Source organism: Variovorax paradoxus (assembly GCF_009498455.1).
GTDB classification, from domain to species: Bacteria; Pseudomonadota; Gammaproteobacteria; order Burkholderiales; family Burkholderiaceae_C; genus Variovorax; species Variovorax paradoxus_H.
This window is the reverse complement of record NZ_CP045644.1, coordinates 6,161,651-6,178,649: the sequence shown is the minus strand read 5'-3', so window position 1 is coordinate 6,178,649 and position 16,999 is coordinate 6,161,651. Positions and strand designations below refer to the sequence as shown.

The 16,999-nt window shown below is 68.8% G+C and carries 15 protein-coding genes; 13 read left to right on the top strand and 2 right to left on the bottom strand.

From position 1 onward, the window contains the following. Positions 1–67: 67 nt before the first annotated feature. The 8 genes from GFK26_RS28535 (at position 68) to cydX (ending at position 10,611) form a co-directional block, all read left to right on the top strand. Positions 68–1,858 carry an acyl-CoA dehydrogenase gene (locus GFK26_RS28535; RefSeq protein ID WP_153284933.1) on the top strand — a complete coding sequence of 597 codons (1,791 nt, stop codon included), beginning with the start codon at positions 68–70 and terminating at the stop codon, positions 1,856–1,858. Positions 1,859–1,938: 80 nt separating this feature from the next. Further along, complete coding sequence (locus tag GFK26_RS28530) at positions 1,939–2,901, top strand: NAD(P)H-dependent flavin oxidoreductase (RefSeq protein WP_153284932.1); 963 nt, start codon at positions 1,939–1,941, stop codon at positions 2,899–2,901. 68 nt (positions 2,902–2,969) lie between these two features. After that, positions 2,970–4,064: an acyltransferase family protein gene (locus tag GFK26_RS28525; RefSeq protein WP_153286140.1), complete on the top strand. Its 1,095-nt coding sequence runs from the start codon at positions 2,970–2,972 to the stop codon at positions 4,062–4,064. 156 nt (positions 4,065–4,220) lie between these two features. Beyond that, the gene (gene cydD, locus GFK26_RS28520) at positions 4,221–5,918 is read left to right on the top strand and encodes a thiol reductant ABC exporter subunit CydD (RefSeq protein ID WP_153284931.1); all 1,698 of its coding nucleotides are present in this window, start codon (positions 4,221–4,223) and stop codon (positions 5,916–5,918) included. Continuing rightward, positions 5,915–7,627, top strand: a complete 1,713-nt coding sequence (locus GFK26_RS28515; protein WP_153284930.1) for an amino acid ABC transporter ATP-binding/permease protein — start codon at positions 5,915–5,917, stop codon at positions 7,625–7,627. The genes cydD and GFK26_RS28515 overlap by 4 nt, the downstream gene beginning before the upstream one ends. Before the next feature lie 45 nt (positions 7,628–7,672). Continuing rightward, complete coding sequence (locus GFK26_RS28510; RefSeq protein ID WP_153284929.1) at positions 7,673–9,292, top strand: cytochrome ubiquinol oxidase subunit I; 1,620 nt, start codon at positions 7,673–7,675, stop codon at positions 9,290–9,292. Next, positions 9,289–10,443 carry a cytochrome d ubiquinol oxidase subunit II gene (gene cydB, locus GFK26_RS28505; RefSeq protein WP_153284928.1) on the top strand — a complete coding sequence of 385 codons (1,155 nt, stop codon included), beginning with the start codon at positions 9,289–9,291 and terminating at the stop codon, positions 10,441–10,443. Before GFK26_RS28510 ends, cydB begins: the two co-directional genes overlap by 4 nt. Before the next feature lie 18 nt (positions 10,444–10,461). Continuing rightward, positions 10,462–10,611: a cytochrome bd-I oxidase subunit CydX gene (gene cydX / locus GFK26_RS28500; RefSeq protein ID WP_153284927.1), complete on the top strand. Its 150-nt coding sequence runs from the start codon at positions 10,462–10,464 to the stop codon at positions 10,609–10,611. 24 nt (positions 10,612–10,635) lie between these two features. On the opposite strand, the gene GFK26_RS28495 is transcribed toward cydX, so the two are convergent. Both GFK26_RS28495 and GFK26_RS28490 read right to left on the bottom strand, forming a co-directional pair. Further along, on the bottom strand, positions 10,636–11,226 hold the full coding sequence (locus GFK26_RS28495) for a GbsR/MarR family transcriptional regulator (RefSeq protein ID WP_153284926.1): 591 nt from the start codon (positions 11,224–11,226) through the stop codon (positions 10,636–10,638). 50 nt (positions 11,227–11,276) lie between these two features. Further along, positions 11,277–12,311, bottom strand: a complete 1,035-nt coding sequence (locus GFK26_RS28490; protein ID WP_153284925.1) for an AraC family transcriptional regulator — start codon at positions 12,309–12,311, stop codon at positions 11,277–11,279. 139 nt (positions 12,312–12,450) lie between these two features. Here GFK26_RS28490 and GFK26_RS28485 point away from each other — a divergent pair, with 139 nt between their 5' ends. The 5 genes from GFK26_RS28485 to GFK26_RS28465 are packed head-to-tail and all read left to right on the top strand — an operon-like array spanning position 12,451 to position 16,999. Beyond that, positions 12,451–14,010, top strand: coding sequence for a long-chain-fatty-acid--CoA ligase (locus tag GFK26_RS28485; RefSeq protein ID WP_153284924.1), 1,560 nt, complete (start codon positions 12,451–12,453; stop codon positions 14,008–14,010). Between the two features lie 51 nt (positions 14,011–14,061). Further along, positions 14,062–15,246, top strand: a complete 1,185-nt coding sequence (locus GFK26_RS28480) for a lipid-transfer protein (protein WP_153284923.1) — start codon at positions 14,062–14,064, stop codon at positions 15,244–15,246. Between the two features lie 13 nt (positions 15,247–15,259). Further along, positions 15,260–15,700, top strand: coding sequence for a MaoC family dehydratase N-terminal domain-containing protein (locus GFK26_RS28475; protein WP_153284922.1), 441 nt, complete (start codon positions 15,260–15,262; stop codon positions 15,698–15,700). 14 nt (positions 15,701–15,714) lie between these two features. Continuing rightward, a complete protein-coding gene (locus GFK26_RS28470; RefSeq protein ID WP_153284921.1) occupies positions 15,715–16,134 on the top strand; it encodes a MaoC family dehydratase in 420 nt (139 codons plus the stop codon). Between the two features lie 34 nt (positions 16,135–16,168). Next, entirely contained in the window at positions 16,169–16,999 is an 831-nt protein-coding gene (locus tag GFK26_RS28465) for an SDR family NAD(P)-dependent oxidoreductase (protein WP_153284920.1), read from the top strand.

Here is a 16,999-nt window from a genome sequence, read left to right as displayed (position 1 = left end):
GAAGGCATCGTTCGCGATGCCTTTTTTACATCTGCCGCATACGCCGCGGCCCCTGGAGAGAAGAGACATGAGCTACACCGCCCCCCTCAAGGACATGCTGTTCGACATCGAGCACCTGGCCAACATCGGCGAGATCGCCAAGCTGCCCGGCTTTGAAGACGCCGGCCTCGAAACCGCACAGGCCGTGCTCGAAGAGTGCGCGCGCTTCAACCAGGACGTGGTGGCGCCGCTGAACGTCGAAGGCGACCGCAACCCCTCGTCTTTCAAGGACGGCGAGGTCACCACCAGCAAGGGCTTCAAGGACGCCTTCGCGCAGTACGTGTCGGGCGGCTGGCAAGGCTTGCAGCATCCGGCGGACTTCGGCGGCCAGGGCCTGCCCAAGACCATCGGCGCGGCCTGCGGCGAAATGCTCAACTCGGCCAACATGAGCTTCGCGCTGTGCCCGCTGCTGAGCGACGGCGCCATCGAGGCGCTGCTCACCGCCGGCTCCGACGAGCTCAAGGCCATCTACCTCGAGAAGCTCGTGAGCGGCCAGTGGACCGGCACGATGAACCTCACCGAGCCGCAGGCCGGCAGCGACCTGGCCATGGTGCGCAGCCGCGCCGAGCCGCAGCCCGACGGCACCTACAAGGTGTTCGGCACCAAGATCTTCATCACCTACGGTGAGCACGACATGGCCGAGAACATCGTGCACCTCGTGCTGGCCCGCGTGACCGGCGCGCCTGAAGGCGTGAAGGGCATCAGCCTGTTCGTGGTGCCGAAGTTCATGGTCGACGCCGACGGTTCGCTCGGAGCACGCAACGACGTGCACTGCGTGAGCATCGAGCACAAGATGGGCATCAAGGCTTCGCCGACCGCCGTGCTGCAGTACGGCGACCACGGCGGCGCCGTCGGCTATCTCGTGGGCCAGGAGAACCGCGGCCTCGAGTACATGTTCATCATGATGAACTCGGCCCGCTACGCCGTCGGCATGCAGGGCATCGCGATTGCCGAGCGTGCCTACCAGCACGCCGTGGCCTACGCGAAAGACCGCGTGCAGAGCCGCCCCGTCGATGGCTCGATCAACGCCAGCGCGCCCATCATTCATCACCCGGACGTGAAACGCATGCTGATGACGATGCGTGCCTACACCGAAGGCTGCCGCGCGATGGCCTCGGTGGCCGCCGCTGCGTACGACGCCGCGCACCACCATCCCGATGCCGACGCGCGCAAGCAGAACCAGGCCTTCTACGAATTCATGGTGCCGCTCGTGAAGGGCTACAGCACCGAGATGAGCCTCGAAGTGACCTCGCTGGGCGTGCAGGTGCACGGCGGCATGGGATTCATCGAGGAGACGGGCGCGGCGCAGTACTACCGCGACGCGAAGATCCTGACGATCTACGAAGGCACCACCGCGATCCAGGCCAACGACCTCGTGGGCCGCAAGACCGCGCGCGACGGCGGCCAGACGGCCAAGGCGATTGCCGCGCAGATCGAGAAGACCGAAGCCGAGCTCGCCAAGAGCGACAGCGCTGCGGCCGCAGCCGTCCTCAAGCGCCTGACCGCCGCGCGCCTGGCGTTCATCGACGTGGTCGACTTCGTCGCCGGCCAGACCAAGGCTTCGCCGAATGCCGTGTTCTCGGGCAGCGTGCCGTACCTCATGCTCGCGGGCAACCTCGTGGCCGGCTGGCAGCTCGCGCGTTCGCTCATCGTGGCGCAGGACCAGGCCTCGCACAACGTCGACGTCGCCTTCATGCAGGCCAAGATCGCCACCGCGCGCTTCTACGCCGAGCACATCCTGAACAAGGTGCCGGGCATTCGCGACAGCATCGTCGAAGGCGCCGACAGCGTCACGGCGCTGGCGCTCGACGCGTTCTGACGCGCCTGCCGCTGTCGCCCACCTGACGGGCGGCAGCGGCCCCTTGCTCTTATAAAACCGAACCCCTTCCCGGAGACGACATGTCCAAGCTGCCTTCTGTCCTGGCGAACCTGCCGCTGCCGATCATCGGCTCGCCGCTGTTCATCATCAGCAACCCCAAGCTCGTGATCGCGCAATGCAAGGCCGGCGTGGTCGGCTCGATGCCGGCGCTCAACGCCCGCCCGGCCGCGCAACTCGAAGAGTGGCTGATCGAGATCACCGAAGAGCTCGCGGCCTACAACAAGGCCAACCCCGACAAGCCGGCCGCGCCCTTCGCCATCAACCAGATCGTGCACAAGAGCAACGACCGCCTGGAGCACGACATGGAGATGGTCGTGAAGTACAAGGTGCCGATCGTCATCACCTCGCTGGGCGCGCGCACCGACGTGAACGACGCGGTGCACAGCTACGGCGGCGTGACGCTGCACGACATCATCAACAACAAGTTCGCGCAGAAGGCGATCGAGAAGGGCGCCGACGGCATCATCGCCGTGGCGGCCGGTGCCGGCGGCCATGCGGGCGTGAAGAGCCCGTTCGCGCTGGTGCAGGAAATCCGCCAGTGGTTCGACGGCCCGATCGCGCTGTCGGGCTCCATCGCCTCCGGCGGCGCGGTGCTCGCGGCGCAGGCCATGGGCGCCGACTTCGCCTACATCGGCACCGCCTTCATCGCGACCGAAGAAGCGCGCGCGAGCGACGAGTACAAGCAGGCCATCGTGGACGGCAACTCGGACGACATCGTCTATTCGAGCCTGTTCACCGGCGTGCACGGCAACTACCTCGCGCCCAGCATCGTCAAGGCCGGCATGGACCCGGCCAACCTGCCCGAAGGCGACGTGACGACCATGAACTTCGGCGGCGGCGAGGGCAGCAAGGCCAAGGCCTGGAAAGACATCTGGGGCTCGGGCCAGGGCATTGGCGCGATCACCGAAGTGGCGAGCGCAGGCGCCTTCATCGAGAAGCTCAAGCGCGAGTACCAGGAAGCACGACAGCGATTGGCGCTTTGAGCGGTTCGCACGCAACGGCAGCGACCGTCGCGGTCAGCGGGGCGCCCGCGACGGCGCGGCAGGCGCGCATGCCGCTGCTCGACGTGGTCAAGGGCCTGGCCTGTGCGCTGATCGTCGGGCACCACCTCGCGCGCTATGGCCCGATGCCGGCCGGCGCGCAGGTGCTCGCGCCCAATTTCTTCGGCTGGCTGGCGGACGATGGCCGGCTCGCGGTGCAGGTGTTCCTCGTGATCGCCGGCTTTCTCGCCGCGGCGAGCCTCGCGCCCGACGGCATGCTTCGGGCGGACCGGCCACTGTCCAGGCTCTTCCAGCGCTATGGCCGGCTGGTCATGCCGTACCTCGCGGCGCTCACGGTGTGCGTGCTGGTGGCCGAGGTGGCACGGCCATGGCTCGGTGAAGAGGTGGTGCCGGCCGAGCCGGGCCTCGGCCAGATGCTGGCCCACGGCCTGCTGCTGCAGGACCTGCTGAATTACGAGTCGCTGTCGACCGGTGTCTGGTACGTGGCCATCGACTTCCAGCTGTTCGCGCTGGCGCTCGCGCTGGTCGGGTTGCCCGCCGTGCTGCGCCAGCCCACCTCGGTCGCGCGTTGGGCGCCCGTGGCGCTGGTGTTCCTCGTGGCGGTGGCTTCGCTCGCGCTGTTCAACCGGCACGCGCGGCTGGACGAGACGGCGTTCTATTTCTTCGGCGCCTACGGGCTCGGCATGCTGGCCTTCTGGGTCGGCCGTGCCACGCGCGCCAGCACCTGGCACGGCGCCGTCGCGCTGCTGGCGCTGGTCGGCGTGGGCGCGCTCATGATCGATTGGCGCAGCCGCATCGCCATCGCGCTGGTCACCGCGCTGCTCATCGCCGTGGCGCAACGCCGGCAATGGCTGTCGCCCGCGCACTGGCCCGCAGCTGCCGTGCCGCTGCAGCAGCTGGGCCGCATTTCTTATTCGCTGTTCCTGATCCATTTCCCCGTGCTGCTCGCCGTGAATGCGCTGGTGGCGGCGCTGGGGCCGCACGGGCCGTGGGTCGATCTGCTCGGCATGGTCGCGACCTTCGGCCTGTCGGTGGGCGCCGCGGTGCTGCTGTACCGGGAGGTCGAAGCCCGGCCGGCCTCGCTGCGCAGCGTATGCACACTTTTTGCCGCATTGCTCGTCAGCGGCCTCATCGTGTCGTACTGAAGCGTGCCGCGCCCGCTCGGACGCGGACATTTTCCTTTCCAAATCTTTGCAAATCTGTTGCCTTGGGGCCTCAGAGCGGGCAGTCTGCGCCAAGTGCTTGTCGTGTGTATGATTGTGAAACTTTCAGGAAATACTGAAAATACACAAACTCAAGGAATGACGGAAAAAACGCCGCCACGGTCGCCGCTGAAGGCTTTCACGTCGCCCGACATCGGCAGCGTGGTGCAAGGCGCCGCCGCGCTCGCGTGGTTGCCGCAGGCGGCGTTGCTGGCGATGGCGGTCCAGGGGCTGGCAAGCGGCGACGGCATGGCGGCCGTGCTGGGGCCAGCGCTGGGCATCCTCTTGCTCGGTCTGCTGCGCGCGGGCTGCGAAGCTTGGGGCGTGCGCCGCACCTTCGGCCGCGCGCGGGCGCAACTGACCACTTTGCGCGCGCAGACCGCAGCCGCGCTGGCGGCCGGCTCGCCGCTCGACCGTGAACGCGCGCCCTCCGGCCTTGCGGCCAGCGTGCTCGCCGAACAGGCCGAGGCGCTGGTGCCGTACCTCATGCGCTACCAGCCCGCGCGCTGGCGTGCGACGGTGGTGCCGCTGTTCCTTCTCGCTGCCGTCGCCTGGTTCTCGTGGGCCGCGGCGCTGGTGCTGCTGATGGCGGCGCCGCTGATCCCGATCTTCATGGCCATCGTCGGCTGGCGCGCCAAGGCGGCCAGCGAGGCGCAGATGGTCGAGATGGGCGGCATGAACGCCTTCCTGCTCGACCGCCTGCGCGGCCTCGCCACGCTGCGCGCGCTCGACGCCGTCGATGCCACGGCCGACCGGCTCGGTGCCTCCGCGCAGTCGCTGCGCCAACGCACGATGGCGGTGTTGCGCATCGCGTTCCTGTCGTCGGCGGTGCTGGAGCTGTTCTCCGCGCTGGGGGTGGCGCTGGTCGCGGTCTACGTTGGCTTCCATCTGCTGGGTTCGCTCGGCTTCGGCGCGTGGGGCCAGCAGCTCAGTTTGGGCGAAGGCCTGTTCGTGCTGTTGCTGGCGCCGGCGTTCTTCGAGCCGCTGCGCGAGCTGTCGGCGGTGTGGCACGACCGCGCGGCGGGCGAGGCGGCGCTGCAGGCGCTCGACGACCTGCAACGCGGCGCACTGCCGTTGCCCGGCGCAGGCGTCGCGGTCACGCGCGCGGCCACCGGTGCCGCCGGCGCGGGCGCCGCACCGGCCGTGACGGTCCACGCGCTGCATTTCTCCTGGCCCGGCGAGTCGACGGCGCTCTTCGACGGCTACGAGCTGCGCATCGGCGCCGGCGAGCACATCGCGCTGACCGGCCCCAGCGGATCGGGCAAGACCGCGCTGCTCTCGCTGCTCGCGGGGCTGATGCCGGTCACGCATGGCGAGATCGCCATCGGCGGCGTGCCGCTCACGGAACACACGGCCGCAGCACTGCGCCAGCGCACGGCGTGGATGGGGCAGAAGCCGCACGTCTTCGCCGGCTCGGTCGAAGCCAATGTGGCGCTGGGCCGTGCCGACATCGGCGCGCCCGAGGTCGCCGAGGCGATGCGTTTCGCGGCGCTCGACGACGTGGCGCAGGCCCATCCCGGCACCGCGCTGGGCGAGGGCGGCAGCGGCCTGTCGGGCGGCGAGGCCGTGCGGCTGGCGCTGGCGCGCGTCGCGGTGCATCCGCATGCCGACCTGATCCTGGCCGACGAGCCCACGGCCCACCTCGACACCGCCACCGCCGCGCGCGTGGCCGATGCGCTGGTGACGCTCGCCCGCGGCCGCACGCTGATCGTCTCGACCCACGACCCGGTGCTGGCCGCGCGCATGGACCGCACCGTGAGCCTCGGCCCGCAGCCGCGGGTGGAGAAGGCCGCATGAGCAACCGCGCAACCCGTTCCCCCCGCTGGCGCGACCTGCGCCTCGTGCTGCGTCCCTTCCTCGCGACGCAGCCGCGTGCCTTGCTGCTGGGCTGCCTTCTGGCTGCCGTGACCGTGCTCGCGGGCATGGCGCTGCTGGGCCTGTCGGGTTGGTTCATCACCGCGACCGCGCTCGCGGGCCTGCACGCGGCCACGGCCTTCACCTTCGATGTCTTCATGCCGTCGGCCGGCATCCGGCTGCTGGCGCTCGGACGCACGGGCTCGCGCTACGGCGAGCGGCTCGTCACGCACGACGCCACCTTCGCCGTGCTCGCCGAGTTGCGTGTGCGGCTGTTTCGCGGCTGGGCCCGTCCCGAGGCCGCGCGCGATCTGCTGATGCGGCCGGCGCGGCTGCTGTTCCGCCTCACGTCCGACATCGATGCGCTGGAGTCGCTGTACCTGCGCCTGTTCGTCCCCGCCGCTGCCGCAGCGGGTGCGGCGCTGCTGGCGGGCATCGTGCTCGGCTTCATGCATGTGGGGATGGGCGTGGCGATCGCGCTCTGGCTTTGCGCCATCGGCTGGGGCCTGGCGTACGTCATCGCACGGCGTGCGCGGCGGCCGGCGCGGCAGCGTGCCCATGCCGTCGAGGCGTTGCGCGCGCGGGCCGTCGATCTGGTCGCAGGCCAGGCCGACCTCGCGATGGCGGGCCGGCTCGACGCCCAGCGCGCCGCGCTGATGAATGCCGACGCGCACCTCGCGCAGGCCGACCTTGCGCTGAACAAGCTCGAAGCTGCGGCTGGGTTTGCTTACGGCAGCGCCGGCACCCTGACGCTGGTCGGCGTGTTGCTGGCCGTCGGCGCACTGGTGAGCGAAGGCGTGATCGGCGCACCCGGCGCAGCGCTTGCCTTGCTGATCGCGCTCACCGCCACTGAACCCTTCGCGGCGCTGAGGCGTGGCGCGCTCGATGCAGGACGCACGTGGCTGGCGGTGCGCCGGCTGGCGCCGCGGCTGGACCCGTCGGTGGAGGAGGGGGCGCGTCCCTCCCACATCGAGCGAACGGCAGCGGTGCAGGTCGACCAGCTCACCGTCGTCCACCCCGGCAGCCTTGTCGAAGTGCTCAGCAGCGTGTCGCTGCATCTGAACGATGGCGAGCGCGTTGCACTGGTCGGCGCCAGCGGCGCAGGCAAGTCCACGCTGCTCTCAGTGATCGCCGGTGATCTCACGCCGCGCGCCGGCCACGTGCAGGCGCAACCGGCCTGCCTGCTGACCCAGCGCACAGAACTCTTCCAGGACAGCCTGCGCGACAACCTGCGCCTCGCCGATCCCCACGCCAGCGACGAGCACCTGTGGACCGTGCTGCACGCCGCCGGCCTCGACGCCGATGTGCGCGCGCTGGCCACCGGGCTCGACACGCGCCTGGGCGAAGGCGGCCTGGGCCTCTCGGGCGGGCAGTCGCGCCGGCTCGCGCTCGCGCGTCTGCTGCTGCGGCCCGTGCCGCTGTGGCTGCTCGACGAACCCACCGAGGCGCTTGATGCCGCCACCGCACACGACGTGCTGCAGCGCCTGGCGCAGCAGGCCGGCGCGCGCACGTTGCTGATCGCCACGCACCTGCGCCGCGAAGCCGCGCTGGCCGACCGCCTCGTGTGCATGGCGCGGGGCCGCATCGTGGCCGACCTGCGCCGTGGCACCGACGCGTTCGAGGCCGCGCTGCGCGGCCTGCGACCCGATTGACCCGAGCCGATACCGACCGAACACAGAACACACAAAGGAAGCCCCATGGACCTTGACATCGTCGCGCTCTCGCGCCTGCAGTTCGCCGTCACGGCGCTGTACCACTTCCTGTTCGTGCCGTTGACGCTCGGACTGTCGATCATCCTGGCCATCATGGAGACGGTCTACGTGATGACCGGGCGCGTCATCTGGCGCGACATGACCAAGTTCTGGGGCGTGCTGTTCGGCATCAACTTCGCGATGGGCGTGGCCACAGGCATCGTGATGGAGTTCCAGTTCGGCATGAACTGGAGCTACTACAGCCACTACGTCGGCGACATCTTCGGCGCGCCGCTGGCCATCGAAGGGCTCATGGCCTTCTTCATGGAAGCGACCTTCGTGGGCCTGTTCTTCTTCGGCTGGGACAAGCTCTCCAAGGTGGGCCACCTCACGGCCACCTGGGCCGTGGCCATCGGCTCCAACTTCTCGGCGCTGTGGATCCTCATCGCCAACGGCTGGATGCAGAACCCCGTGGGCGCGGCCTTCAACCCCGCGACCATGCGCATGGAGGTGACCGACTTCGCCGCCGTGCTGACCAACCCCGTGGCGCAGGCCAAGTTCGTGCACACCGTGTCGGCGGGCTACGTGTGCGCCGCGGTGTTCGTGCTCGGCGTGTCGGCGTGGTACCTGCTCAAGGGCCGCCACATCGAACTGGCCAAGCGATCGATGACCGTGGCCGCGTCGTTCGGCCTCGCCGCCGCGCTGTCGGTGGCGGTGCTCGGCGACGAGAGCGGCTACCTCTCGGGCGAACACCAGAAGATGAAGCTGGCCGCCATCGAAGGCATGTGGGAAACGCAGCCCGCGCCCGCCGCCTTCACCGTGATCGGCTTCCCCGACCAGAAGGCGCGCGAGACGCACTACGCCATTCACATCCCGGCGGTGATGGGCCTCATCGGCACGCGCTCGCTCAACACCGTGATGCCCGGGATCGACGAGCTCGTGAAGCGCGCCGAGGCCCGCATCCGCGAGGGCCTGAAGGCCTACGACGCGCTGCAGAAGATCCGCGAGGCCGGCGGTGCCGACAAGGTCACGCAGGGCGTGCGCGGCGACTTTGAAGAGAACGGCATCAACATGGGCTACGCGCTGCTGCTCAAGCGCTACGTGGACGATCCGCGCCAAGCCACCGACGAGCAGATCGCCAAGGCCGCATGGGACACCGTGCCGCAGGTGGCGCCGCTGTTCTGGCTGTTCCGCGTGATGGTGGGCATCGGCATGCTGTTGATCCTGCTGACCGGCACCTTCTTCGTGCTGTCGGCGCGCCGCGCGCTCGACCGCCACCGCTGGTTGCTCAAGGTCGCGGTGTGGGCGATTCCGCTGCCGTGGATCGCCATCGAGTCCGGCTGGCTGGTGGCGGAATACGGGCGCCAGCCCTGGGTGATCGAAGGCGTGCTGCCGACCGCGGTGGCCGTGTCGAACCTGGGCGTGACGACCTTGCTGATCACGCTCGCGGGCTTCATCGCGATCTACACGACGCTGCTCATCATCGAGATGAAGCTGATGCTCAAGGCCATCCAGAAGGGCCCCCAGACCGAGCACGCGCCCACCGAGGGCGATGCCCGCTCGCACATTCCGCCGGCGCGCGCCGCCGTGCCTTCCTCTTCTGCCTCGACCGGGAGCGCCGCATGATCCTCCACACACTTCTCGACTACGACACCCTGCGCTTCATCTGGTGGCTGCTGATCGGCGTGCTGCTGGTCGGCTTCGCGGTGACCGACGGCTTCGACCTCGGCGCCGGCATGCTGCTGCCGTTCGCGGCCCGCAACGACATCGAGCGCCGCGTCGTCATCAACAGCGTGGGCCCGGTGTGGGAAGGCAACCAGGTCTGGCTGATCCTGGGCGGCGGGGCCGTCTTCGCGGCCTGGCCGCAGCTGTACGCCGTGTCGTTCTCGGGCTTCTACCTGGCGATGTTCGTGATCCTGTCGGCGCTCATCCTGCGGCCGGTGGCCTTCAAGTTCCGCAGCAAGCGCGAGTCGCCGCAGTGGCGCGCGCGCTGGGACGGCGTGCTGTTCTTCAGCGGCTTCGTGCCCGCGCTGATCAGCGGCGTGGCCGTGGGCAACGTGCTGCAGGGCGTGCCGTTCCGCTTCGGCGCCGACATGCACATCTTCTACGACGGCGGTTTCTTCGGCCTGCTGAACCCCTTCGCCATCCTCTGCGGATTGGTGTCGGTGGCGATGCTGGTGATGCACGGCTCGGCGTGGCTGCTGCTCAAGACCGAAGGCCCGGTGGCCGAGCGCGCGCGCCGCTACGGCATGGTCGCGGCCGTGCTCACGCTCGTGTTCTACGCACTGGCCGGCGTGTGGCTGGCGATGGGCATCGGGGGCTTTCGCATCAGCAGCGTGGTCGACACCGTGGGCCCGTCGAACCCGATGCTCAAGACCGTCGAGCTGCATGCCGGCGCCTGGATGGGCAACTACGCGGCGCACCCCTGGACCATTGCTGCGCCGGTGGCGGGCTTCGTCGGCACGCTGGGTGCATTGCTCGGGCTGGTGCTGCGTCGGCCAGGGCTGGCGCTGCTCACGGCGGCGCTGGGCATCGCCGGCATCATCCTCAGCGTGGGCGCGTCGATGTTCCCGTTCATCCTGCCTTCGTCGATCGACCCGCGCGCCAGCCTCACGGTGTGGGATTCATCGTCGAGCCACCTGACGCTGTTCATCATGCTGGTGGTCACCGTGATCTTCATCCCGATCATCATCGGCTACACCACCTGGGTCTATCACGTGCTGTGGGGCAAGGTCGACGAGCAAGCCATCCGCGACGAGAGCGGACACGCCTACTGAAACGGGAAGGAAAAAGATATGTGGTACTTCGCCTGGATCCTCGGCCTGCCGCTGGCAGCCGCCTTCGCCGTGCTCAACGCCATGTGGTACGAACTCATGGACGACGAGGCCATCCGCAAGGAAAAGCTCGGCATGCCGGAACCACCGCAGGGGCAGGAACGGTTGTGAAGGTGTAGCCCTTCACCTCGCGGATCAGTCCTTGTCCGCGGGGCCCTTGCTCTTCTTCGACGCACCGCCCGTGAGGCGGTCTTTCAGCGTCAGCACCTTCGTCACTGTCGCGCCCATGCCCATAAGCTGCATGGCGGTTTCGGGTGCCAGGCGCTGCACGTCGTCGAACCACTTCATCAGCCGGTCGATCAGGTCGTGCATCTCGCGCATCCGGGCCTGTGCGTGGCGCTCGGCGTCGCTCGTGGGCGACTCGAGCAGCGCGTTGCGCAGCATCGAGAGCGTGGGCTCGATCTCGCGGCGGCGGCGCTCTTCGGCCAGCACGCGGAAGATTTCCCACACGTCCTTCGGCGCCTCGAAGTACTCGCGCCGGTCGCCTGCGTGGTGGCGCAGGTGCACGAGGCGCCAGGCCTGCAACTCTTTCAAGCCCATGCTCACGTTGGAGCGCGAGAACTCCAGCAGTTCGGCAATCTCGTCGGCATTGAGCGCGCGCTCCGACAGGAAGATCAGCGCATAGATCTGGCCGACGGTGCGGTTGATGCCCCACTTGCTGCCCATTTCGCCGAAATGGGCGACGAACTGGCGGTTGAGGGGAGGGAGTTCGGGTGCGGAAGCCATGCGGCGGATTGTCGCGCGAGATGGCTGTAGTTTCAGGAGTGTCTGAAAACTCAGGCCTCCGGATCCGGTCCCGGCCGCCTTCGATACGACCCCGGCGCGCCGCCGGTCCAGGTCTTGAAGGCACGCTGGAACGCCGCGCTGTCCGAAAAGCCCAGCTCCTCGGCCAGCACCGCCAGCGGCACGGTGCTGGTGTTCAGGCGCACGATGGCCACGTCGCGCCGCAGCTGGTCCTTGAGCGACTGGAACGAGGTGCCCTCGGTCGCCAGGTGGCGCTGCAGCGTGCTCACCGACATGTGCAGGCTGCGCGCGGCCGTGGCCAGGTCGGTCCAGGCCGGGCGGTGCTGTTGCAGCACGGTGCGAACGCGCGCGCTCACGGCCAGTTCGCCCAGCGGCGGCAGGATCACATGGGCCGGCGCGGCGGCCAGAAAGTCGCGCATGGCGCGTGCGTCGCGGTGGATCGGCGTGGCCAGTGCGCTCGCGTCGAACCACACGGCCGAGAGCGGCTGACCGAACTGCAGCGGCGCGGGAAACACCTTGCTGTACCCGGCCGCGTAGGGCGGCTGCTCGAAGCCGAAGTCGAAGCGGCGCGCCGTCAGCCGCCCGCCGTGCAGCCAGGCAAAGAGCCGCCAGTACACGCGCAGCATCAGCTCGTGCAAAAAGTTCAGCGGCGCGCTCGGCATGCCCTGCACCCGCAGGCCGAAGCCCGCGAGCGCGCCTTCGCGCAGCAGCACCATCTCGAGGTCGTCCTGCAGCAGGCTGAAGGTGCGGGCCACGCGCCGCAGCGCCACCTCGAGCGTGGGCGCGCCCAAAGTGGCGCGCGTCATGAGCGCGAAGCTGCCCCGACGCAGGCGGCGCGACAGGAAGCACAGGGCCTCGTCGTCCAGCCGCTCCATCAGCAGCGCGAACAGCGCCACGTACTGCTCGGCCGTGACACGCGCGCCCGGCGCATCGAGCAGGGCGGGAGCAATGCCGGCATCCTGCAGCGCGGTGTCGATGCAGATCGGGGCATCGTCCCCACGCGCGCGCACGCCCGAGAGCATGCCCTGGACGAACACGATCGGGATGGTGACGGGCGGTTGCAGCATGGGTGAGCGAATCAGACCCGAGAGCGGTGTGGGTGTCGATTGAGGTTTTCTGCCATGCAGGCGATGCGAAGCGCAATCGCCGCGGCACGGCGCGGTTTCTACCATGCGTCCACACAAGAACCGAACGGAGACAACCGCCATGTACCAGACCCAGTCGCTGCACCGCAGCGTGCAGCAGCACCCCGACCGGATCGCCGTGCGCGCCGCCGGCCGCACCCTGAGCTTTCGCGCCTATGCCGAGCGGGTCGCGCGCCTCGCGGGCGCCCTGCAGGGGCTCGGCATGCAGGCGGGCGACCGCGTGGCGATGCTGGCGCTCAACTCGGCGCGCTACCTCGAATACCAGATGGCCGTGCCCTGGGGCGGCGGCGTGCTCAACCCCTGCAACATCCGCTGGTCGGCCGCCGAAATCCTGTACTCGCTCGAAGACTCGGGCTCCTCGCTGCTGCTGGTGGACGACACCTTCCGCGCGGTGGTCGAGCAGATGCGCGGGCAGGCGACCAGCCTGCGCGAGGTGATCTACTGCGGCGACGGCCCTACGCCGCCCGGCATGCACGGCTACGAGGCACTGCTGGAGGCCGCCTCGCCCGTGCCCGATGTGGGCCGCCGCGGCGAAGACCTGGCCGGCATCTTCTACACCGGCGGCACCACGGGCTTTCCCAAGGGCGTGATGCTGAGCCACACCAACATGGGCAGCTCGGGGCTGGCCCTGCATGCCGAAGGCCTGGCTGCGCCCGACGGCTGCTACTTGCATGCCGCGCCGATGTTCCACCTGGCCGACATGGGCATCTCCGCACCGCACTGGCTCGAGGGCAACACGCACGCGATCATTCCGGCCTTCAGCCCCGAGGCGGTGCTGAACGCCATCGCGCAAGACCGCGTCACGCACGTGCTGCTGGTGCCGACCATGATCCAGATGCTGGTCGACCATCCGGCGATGCGCGAGCCGCGCGACCTGAGCAGCCTGAAGTGCATCACCTACGGCGCCTCGCCGATCGCCGAGGCGGTGCTGAACCGCGCGATGGACGCCTTCCCGGGCGTGGACTTCGTGCAGGCCTACGGCATGACCGAGCTGTCGCCGCTGGCCACCCTCAACCCCGCGCGCAACCACACGCCCGAAGGCCAGCGACGGGGCAAGCTGCGCTCGGCCGGCCGCGCGAGCTACTGCACCGAGGTGCGCATCGTCGATGGCGAGGGCGTCGAAGTGCCGCGCGGCACCGTCGGCGAGGTCGCGGTGCGCGGCCCCAACGTGATGCAGGGCTACTGGAACCAGCCCGCGCAAACGGCCGCGGCCGTGCGCGGCGGCTGGATGCACACCGGCGACGGCGCGTACATGGACGACGACGGCTACATCTTCGTGGTCGATCGCCTGAAGGACATGATCATCAGCGGCGGCGAGAACATCTACTCGGCCGAGGTCGAGAACGCCATCAACCAGCACCCGGCCGTGGCCGCCTGCGCCGTCATCGGCATCCCGAGCGAGGAGTGGGGCGAGACCGTGCATGCGGTGCTCGTGCTCAAGCCGGGCCAGCAGCTGGCGGCCGATGTGCTCATCGCGCATTGCAAGACGCTGATCGCGAACTACAAGTGCCCGCGCAGCGTGGCGCTGGTCGAGGCGCTGCCGCTCTCGGGTGCGGGCAAGGTGCTCAAGACCCGGCTGCGCGAACCGTTTTGGCAAGACCGCCAACGAAGCGTAGCCTGAGCACTGCCCACCATTTTTTCTTCTTCATTCACTTCATTTCAGGAGACGCTCATGAGCCAGGATGTCTACGTCGTCGGTGTCGGCATGATCCCCTTCACCAAGCCGGGCGCGAACCAGCCCTACCCGCAGATGGCCGCGCACGCGACCAATGCCGCATTGAAAGACGCCGGCATCGGCTACGAGCTGGTGCAGCAGGCCTACGTCGGCTACGTGTACGGCGACTCGACCGCCGGCCAGCGCGCGCTCTACGAAGTGGGCATGACCGGCATTCCGGTCGTCAACGTCAACAACAACTGCTCCACCGGCTCGACCGCGCTGTTCCTTGCGCGCCAGGCCGTGGCCAGCGGCGCGGCCGACTGCGTGCTGGCGCTCGGCTTCGAGCACATGAGCCCCGGCGCATTGGGCGCGGTGTTCAACGACCGCCCGAGTCCGTTCGACCACTTCGAGTCGATCACCGACGAGCTGGTCGGCAACGAGCAGGTGCCGCTGGCGCTGCGCTACTTCGGCGGCGCGGGGCTCGCGCACATGCAGCAGTACGGCACGCAGATGTCGACCTTCGCGAAGATCCGCGCCAAGGCCAGCCGCCATGCATCGAACAACCCGGTGGCGCTGTTTCGCACCGTCGTCACCGAAGACGAGGTGATGGCCGCGCCCGTCATGTGGCCCGGCGTGATGACGCGGCTCATGGCCTGCCCGCCGACCTGCGGTGCGGCTGCGGCCATCGTCTGCTCGCCGCGTTTCGCCGAGCGCCACGGCCTGGACCGCAGCGTGCGCATCAAGGCGCAGGCCATGACCACCGACCGCGCCATCACCTTCGAGAGCCGCGACATGCGCGAGGTGGTCGGCTTCAGCATGGCGCAGGAAGCCGCGCAGAAGGTGTACGACGCAGCCGGTGTCGGCCCGCAGGACATCGACGTGGTCGAGCTGCACGACTGCTTTGCGCACAACGAACTCATCAGTTACGAAGCGCTGGGCCTGTGCCCGGTCGGCGGCGCGGAGAAGTTCGTGGTCGATGGCGACAACACCTACGGCGGCAAGGTGGTGACCAACCCGTCGGGCGGCCTGCTGTCGAAGGGCCACCCGTTGGGCGCCACGGGTCTTGCGCAATGCACGGAACTGGTCCAGCAGCTGCGCGGCACGGCCGACAAACGGCAGGTCGAAGGCGCGCGCATGGCGCTGCAGCACAACCTGGGTTTGGGCGGCGCCTGCGTGGTCACGCTGTACGAACGCGTCTGAAAAAAGGCAGAACATGATCGACAAGAAATGGATCGGCCACGAGCTGCCCGCTTCGGTGCTGCCCATCGAGCGCACCCGGCTGCAGTTCTTCGCCAAGGCCATCGGCGAGACCGACCCGGTCTACACCGATGCCGCCGCCGCGCGCGATGCCGGCTACCCCGACCTGCCCGCGCCGCCGACCTTCCTGTTCGCGGCCGAGCTGGACTCGGGCGCGTCGGGCCAGATGCTCGACGACCTGCAGATTCCGCTGTCGAAGCTGCTGCACGGCGAGCAGAGCTTTGAATACCACCGGCCGGCCTGTGTGGGCGACACGGTGACGGTGCGCTCCACCATCAGCGACATCCACGACAAGAAGAACGGCGCGCTCGAATTCGTGGTGAAGACCTCGCGCGCCACCAACCAGCGCGACGAACTCGTGGCCGAATTGCGCACGGTGATCGTGTGCCGCCACTGAAGAAGGAACGCACGATGACCCATCCCACCTACGACAGCATCCAGATCGGCGACGAGCTTCCCGCCTTGCAGCTTGCGCCGGTCAACCGCACCACGCTCGCGCTGTTCGCGGGCGCCTCGGGCGACCACAACCCGATCCACATCGACACCGATTTCGCGCGCAAGGCCGGCATGCCCGACGTGTTTGCGCAGGGCATGCTGGGCATGGCCTGGCTCGGCCGTCTGCTCACGCAGTGGGTGCCGCAGGCGCAGCTGCGCCGCTTCGACGTGCGCTTCCAGGGCATCACGCACCTGGGCCATGCCGTGCGCTGCACCGGCCGCGTGGTCGAAAAGCTGGAGCACAACGGTGAGCGCTGCGTGCGCGTGGAAGTGCTCAGCGCCAACCAGTACGGCCAGCCCCGCATCGCGGGCGAAGCGCTCGTGGCGCTGCGCTGAATCCCCTGAACGAACGAAAGAAAAGAGAAGAGACATGGCACCCAAACTCGAAGGCAAGGTCGCCCTCATCACCGGCTCGGGCCGCGGCATCGGTCGCGCGATCGCACTCAAGCTCGCGTCGGAAGGCGCGCGCATCGTCGTCAACGACCTCGATGCCGAACCGGCCGAAGAAACCGTGCAGGCCATCCGCGCCGCGGGCGGCCAGGCCGTGGCCTGCGTCGGCAGCGTGTCGGCGCCGGACTTTGCCGAGCGCTTCGTCGGCACGGCGGTGAGCGAATTCAAGGGCCTGGACATCATCGTCAACAACGCCGGCTACACCTGGGACAGCGTGGTGCAGAAGATGACCGACGAGCAGTGGTACGCCATGATCGACGTGCACCTGACGGCGCCTTTTCGCATCCTGCGCGCCGCGCAACCCGTGATTCGCGCGCTGGCGAAAACAGAAGGCGAAGCGGGGCAGCGCGTGGTGCGCAAGGTGGTCAACATCTCGTCGGTGGCCGGGCTCTTCGGCAATGCGGGCCAGGCCAACTACTCGACCGCCAAGGCCGGCATCGTCGGCATGACGCAGACGCTGGCCAAGGAGTGGGGCCGCATGAACGTCACGGTGAACTGCGTGGCCTTCGGCTTCATCCAGACGCGGCTCACGGCCAGCACGGCCGAGGCCACCACGGCGAACATCGAAGGGCGCGAGATCAAGGTGGGCGTCAACCCGGGGCTGCTGGCGATGATGGAACAGTCGATCCCGCTGGGCCGCGGCGGCACACCCGAAGAAGCCGCCGGCGCGGTGTACCTGCTGTGCGCGCCCGAGTCGGACTACGTGAGCGGCCAGACGCTCATGTGCACCGGCGGGCTCACGGGCATCTGA

Coding starts and splice junctions, on each gene's coding strand:
- GFK26_RS28535 (WP_153284933.1), top strand. CDS start 68: ATGAGCTACACCGCCCCCCTCAAGGACATGCTGTTCGACATCGAGCAC.
- GFK26_RS28530 (WP_153284932.1), top strand. CDS start 1,939: ATGTCCAAGCTGCCTTCTGTCCTGGCGAACCTGCCGCTGCCGATCATC.
- GFK26_RS28525 (WP_153286140.1), top strand. CDS start 2,970: ATGCCGCTGCTCGACGTGGTCAAGGGCCTGGCCTGTGCGCTGATCGTC.
- cydD (WP_153284931.1), top strand. CDS start 4,221: ATGACGGAAAAAACGCCGCCACGGTCGCCGCTGAAGGCTTTCACGTCG.
- GFK26_RS28515 (WP_153284930.1), top strand. CDS start 5,915: ATGAGCAACCGCGCAACCCGTTCCCCCCGCTGGCGCGACCTGCGCCTC.
- GFK26_RS28510 (WP_153284929.1), top strand. CDS start 7,673: ATGGACCTTGACATCGTCGCGCTCTCGCGCCTGCAGTTCGCCGTCACG.
- cydB (WP_153284928.1), top strand. CDS start 9,289: ATGATCCTCCACACACTTCTCGACTACGACACCCTGCGCTTCATCTGG.
- cydX (WP_153284927.1), top strand. CDS start 10,462: ATGTGGTACTTCGCCTGGATCCTCGGCCTGCCGCTGGCAGCCGCCTTC.
- GFK26_RS28495 (WP_153284926.1), bottom strand. CDS start 11,226: ATGGCTTCCGCACCCGAACTCCCTCCCCTCAACCGCCAGTTCGTCGCC.
- GFK26_RS28490 (WP_153284925.1), bottom strand. CDS start 12,311: ATGCTGCAACCGCCCGTCACCATCCCGATCGTGTTCGTCCAGGGCATG.
- GFK26_RS28485 (WP_153284924.1), top strand. CDS start 12,451: ATGTACCAGACCCAGTCGCTGCACCGCAGCGTGCAGCAGCACCCCGAC.
- GFK26_RS28480 (WP_153284923.1), top strand. CDS start 14,062: ATGAGCCAGGATGTCTACGTCGTCGGTGTCGGCATGATCCCCTTCACC.
- GFK26_RS28475 (WP_153284922.1), top strand. CDS start 15,260: ATGATCGACAAGAAATGGATCGGCCACGAGCTGCCCGCTTCGGTGCTG.
- GFK26_RS28470 (WP_153284921.1), top strand. CDS start 15,715: ATGACCCATCCCACCTACGACAGCATCCAGATCGGCGACGAGCTTCCC.
- GFK26_RS28465 (WP_153284920.1), top strand. CDS start 16,169: ATGGCACCCAAACTCGAAGGCAAGGTCGCCCTCATCACCGGCTCGGGC.